Annotated in this window: 4 protein-coding genes; 2 read left to right on the plus strand and 2 right to left on the minus strand. The window is 58.8% G+C overall.

Annotated features, from left to right (window positions below; translation table 11 throughout):
* Positions 1-163 precede the first annotated feature (163 nt).
* Together aph(3'')-Ib and ACWGOO_RS22265 are read left to right on the plus strand one after the other, a co-directional pair.
* Complete coding sequence (aph(3'')-Ib, locus tag ACWGOO_RS22260) at positions 164-967, plus strand: aminoglycoside O-phosphotransferase APH(3'')-Ib (RefSeq protein WP_001082319.1); 804 nt, start codon at positions 164-166, stop codon at positions 965-967.
* Entirely contained in the window at positions 967-1,803 is an 837-nt protein-coding gene (locus tag ACWGOO_RS22265) for an aminoglycoside O-phosphotransferase APH(6)-Id (RefSeq protein ID WP_000480968.1), read from the plus strand. Before aph(3'')-Ib ends, ACWGOO_RS22265 begins: the two co-directional genes overlap by 1 nt.
* 136 nt (positions 1,804-1,939) lie before the next feature.
* Here ACWGOO_RS22265 and mbeA read toward each other — a convergent pair whose 3' ends face one another.
* Positions 1,940-3,490 carry a plasmid mobilization relaxase MbeA gene (mbeA, locus tag ACWGOO_RS22270; protein ID WP_452486935.1) on the minus strand — a complete coding sequence of 517 codons (1,551 nt, stop codon included), beginning with the start codon at positions 3,488-3,490 and terminating at the stop codon, positions 1,940-1,942.
* A complete protein-coding gene (locus ACWGOO_RS22275) occupies positions 3,429-3,773 on the minus strand; it encodes a MobC family plasmid mobilization relaxosome protein (RefSeq protein ID WP_044704870.1) in 345 nt (114 codons plus the stop codon). The genes mbeA and ACWGOO_RS22275 overlap by 62 nt, the downstream gene beginning before the upstream one ends.
* Between the last annotated feature and the right edge of the window lie 184 nt (positions 3,774-3,957).

Consider the following 3,957-nt stretch of genomic DNA (forward strand, 5'->3'; position numbering starts at 1 on the left):
GCAAGGAACTCGGCATCGAGCGCGTCACTCTCTACCGATATGTCGGTCCCAAAGGCGAGCTCAGAGACCATGGAAAGCATGTTCTCGGACTTACGTAGCAACTCGTTTCTTTTCGCAGGTTGAGCCACCTCCGCGCTTCATCAGAAAACTGAAGGAACCTCCATTGAATCGAACTAATATTTTTTTTGGTGAATCGCATTCTGACTGGTTGCCTGTCAGAGGCGGAGAATCTGGTGATTTTGTTTTTCGACGTGGTGACGGGCATGCCTTCGCGAAAATCGCACCTGCTTCCCGCCGCGGTGAGCTCGCTGGAGAGCGTGACCGCCTCATTTGGCTCAAAGGTCGAGGTGTGGCTTGCCCCGAGGTGATCAACTGGCAGGAGGAACAGGAGGGTGCATGCTTGGTGATAACGGCAATTCCGGGAGTACCGGCGGCTGATCTGTCTGGAGCGGATTTGCTCAAAGCGTGGCCGTCAATGGGGCAGCAACTTGGCGCTGTTCACAGCCTATCGGTTGATCAATGTCCGTTTGAGCGCAGGCTGTCGCGAATGTTCGGACGCGCCGTTGATGTGGTGTCCCGCAATGCCGTCAATCCCGACTTCTTACCGGACGAGGACAAGAGTACGCCGCAGCTCGATCTTTTGGCTCGTGTCGAACGAGAGCTACCGGTGCGGCTCGACCAAGAGCGCACCGATATGGTTGTTTGCCATGGTGATCCCTGCATGCCGAACTTCATGGTGGACCCTAAAACTCTTCAATGCACGGGTCTGATCGACCTTGGGCGGCTCGGAACAGCAGATCGCTATGCCGATTTGGCACTCATGATTGCTAACGCCGAAGAGAACTGGGCAGCGCCAGATGAAGCAGAGCGCGCCTTCGCTGTCCTATTCAATGTATTGGGGATCGAAGCCCCCGACCGCGAACGCCTTGCCTTCTATCTGCGATTGGACCCTCTGACTTGGGGTTGATGTTCATGCCGCCTGTTTTTCCTGCTCATTGGCACGTTTCGCAACCTGTTCTCATTGCGGACACCTTTTCCAGCCTCGTTTGGAAAGTTTCATTGCCAGACGGGACTCCTGCAATCGTCAAGGGATTGAAACCTATAGAAGACATTGCTGATGAACTGCGCGGGGCCGACTATCTGGTATGGCGCAATGGGAGGGGAGCAGTCCGGTTGCTCGGTCGTGAGAACAATCTGATGTTGCTCGAATATGCCGGGGAGCGAATGCTCTCTCACATCGTTGCCGAGCACGGCGACTACCAGGCGACCGAAATTGCAGCGGAACTAATGGCGAAGCTGTATGCCGCATCTGAGGAACCCCTGCCTTCTGCCCTTCTCCCGATCCGGGATCGCTTTGCAGCTTTGTTTCAGCGGGCGCGCGATGATCAAAACGCAGGTTGTCAAACTGACTACGTCCACGCGGCGATTATAGCCGATCAAATGATGAGCAATGCCTCGGAACTGCGTGGGCTACATGGCGATCTGCATCATGAAAACATCATGTTCTCCAGTCGCGGCTGGCTGGTGATAGATCCCGTCGGTCTGGTCGGTGAAGTGGGCTTTGGCGCCGCCAATATGTTCTACGATCCGGCTGACAGAGACGACCTTTGTCTCGATCCTAGACGCATTGCACAGATGGCGGACGCATTCTCTCGTGCGCTGGACGTCGATCCGCGTCGCCTGCTCGACCAGGCGTACGCTTATGGGTGCCTTTCCGCAGCTTGGAACGCGGATGGAGAAGAGGAGCAACGCGATCTAGCTATCGCGGCCGCGATCAAGCAGGTGCGACAGACGTCATACTAGATATCAAGCGACTTCTCCTATCCCCTGGGAACACATCAATCTTACCGGAGAATATCGTTGGCCAAAGCCTTAGCGTAGGATTTCGCCCTCTCCCGCAAACGACCCCTTCTTGGGGTTTATCACGGGCCGGCATCCGTCAGCCCAGCGTCGGTCCTTTGTAGGTTTTCTGCGGCTGGCGCTCCAGCTCCAGTGTTTTCTGATACTCATTCTCCCCCTGCCGGAACTCGGTGGCATTCAGTTCCCGGACAAGCGGCGCAGCTGCTCGCTTAAACTCAGCACCTGCGTGCTCAAGTCCGACACGCGCTCGTTCAGCACCGCGTTCTCCCGTTGCATAAGCCCAGACATCTTCTGCCATTCCGCGAAGGCGCTCTCCCATTCGTCCAGCCTTTGCGAGTAGTCCTGATGTAGCTGCTCTAATGCGGTCAGCAACTGCTTTTCCAGCTCTGTCATTTTCCGCTACTCCTGTTTCAGGCGGATCCAGGTCGTCCCGTCGTAGGGGATGGCTTCGGCTTGCATCCCCGGCGGCAGGATAAGGAACCTCCGGCCGTCGCTGCTCTCCTGATAGCGCACTCCCCACGTCCGGGCAGTCATTTTCGCCAGGGTATCTTCCTGCTGACGAAGATGTGTGTAATTGTCGGTTATCTGCTGCCCCTGCCACCACAGAATGCTCCCGCTCGTGGCGATCAGCAGCGCTGACACCATCAGGATGGTGAGCCATGCCCTCCCGGCTGTCAGCAGCACGCTCCGCCGGTTTTTCTCCATCGCCTCGCTCATACTCTGTTCGTGGGCGCTGATGGCGTCGCTGATTCTCCTCGCGCTTGCGCTCAGTTCCGCTCTGACAGACTGCTCGTGCTCGCTGAATGCGGCTTTCAGCATCTCGCCGGTACTCTGCTGCTGCGCTTTCGATTTCTGCTCCAAGTCCTTCGCCAGCGTTAAAAGACTGCTCATAGATGGCTCCCTTCAGTCGGATGTTTCGCCCCCCGTCCGGGTCGGCAATGCTGATGCTGCTTTTCGTGCTGCGCACCACCTCAAAACCTGCGCTTTCCAGCGCCTCAGTGACGTCCTGACGGGTTTTCAGCTCCCCGGATGAGGCAAGGGCAAGCAGGCCGCGCGTAATCGCCTGGGCAGCTTCCTGCTTCGCTTCCGGCAGCGCGGACGGCGTGACCAGCGCCCGCCGGTTTTCCGGCGCGTTCGGGTCGTGCAGCCCCAGCCGGCCGTTGACCACCGTCTGCCAGGCATCGATGCGCGGCCGGTCGGCGCGGTCGTAGTACGGCTGGAGCCGCCTGCCGGTCAGCAGCTCGGTATTGGGGATCAGAAAGTTCAGCTCCAGACGCCCCTTGTCCGCGTGCTCCACCCACAGAATGCTGTACTGATCTTTATCGAGGCCGGGCATCAGAACACGCTCGAAGCTGGCCATCAGTTTTTCCCGCTGGCCGGGAGGCAGATCTGCCTCCGCAAACGACAGTACGCCGGAGGTGTATTTCTTCACGTAAGGCGACACATCAATCAGCTCCCGGACTTCTTCCGGCTTGCCCTGCAGGACGGTGGCGCCTTCACGCTGCCGGTCTTTACCCAGCAAATAGTCCACCGGCCCGGCGCCACCGCCGCGACCGCGCGGATGAAATTTAATGATCATCGTCCGTTCCTTTCTCAAGAACGGCGTGCCGCAGCTGCTCAAGGCCGGCATCGATTGCCATCAGCGCCGCCACAATCTGCACCCTGTCATGGCCGGTACCGCCGCCGGCGTTAACGCGGCGGGCTATCTGGTTCAGGTTGTTGCCCATGCCGGCAAGCTGGCGCAGCAGCGCCGGCGAGATCGAGGGTAGCTTTCCGGTACGCGCAGGCTTTTCATCAAGACAGGTCTGCCGCATCCACGCCGCCAGCTGCCTGCCGTCACAGCGTTCGAGCAGCCGCCGGTGCTCGTCCTCCGTCACCCACATGGTGAGCATCTTGTTCCGTTTCTCTGACAAACCGGTCTCCTGATAACGCCGGGACGGGCGGGAAAGCCTTTCCCGGTCGGCGCGGGGTTGGACAAGCCGCAGGCGCGTCAGGCTTTTGGCGGGTTTCGGGGCGCAGCCCTGAACCAGTCACGTAGCGCTAGCGGAGTGTATACTGGCTTACTATGGTGGCACGACGGGAATCGGGATGAAACTG

This window comes from Paenibacillus sp. NPDC055715 (assembly GCF_053617595.1).